Genomic DNA, 539 nt, shown 5'->3' with positions numbered 1-539 from the left:
CTTATATGGACTCCTCCAATTGTACAAGCCACTTTTAGCATTATTAGTGTGATTGCGTGCTTATATCCGGGCTCTTGATGAGGTGCTACCTCGGCCTCTTTGATGTATTCGCGCCCTTGTGCCTTCTCTCCCACGCGGTATTTGTATACACCTGCGGTTTAACAGGCTCTCAAGGGGGGGGTCTCACCGCTTAATGCTCTATCTTGGCTTGTTCAATACTGGGGGTAATCTCAGTATGCTTTCTGCTTTTACGTTCTATTTATCTTGATTTGTTCTTCTGTTACTCAGTGCTACACCGCTAAGATTTTTGGCTCGTATGTTGAGCCGTTTTTAAGTAAGGCATAGGCAGTTCTAACCGTTTTGTTGGCCAATGCAATGGCAACACATTTCACGCTTTTCTTGGCGAGTAGATTTTTTATCCAGCGTTCTTTCTCTGTGGTCGCTTCTTTATGTTTTAGCCTGCTGACTACCGTTCTTGCACCGAGAAACAGGTTTTTCCTTAATGTATTGCCTCGTCTTTTGGGGATATGACCTATCTT

General features: G+C 44.2%; 1 pseudogene. It reads right to left on the bottom strand.

Annotation, left to right across the window (positions count from 1 at the left end):
• Positions 1-290: 290 nt before the first annotated feature.
• Positions 291-539, bottom strand: a pseudogene (locus EXT47_RS23925) (IS110 family transposase); the annotation flags it as partial.

The organism is Pseudoalteromonas sp. CO342X, assembly GCF_004208915.1.
In the GTDB taxonomy this organism is placed as follows: Bacteria; Pseudomonadota; Gammaproteobacteria; order Enterobacterales; family Alteromonadaceae; genus Pseudoalteromonas; species Pseudoalteromonas maricaloris.
This window is presented reverse-complemented; position numbering and strand designations above follow the sequence as displayed.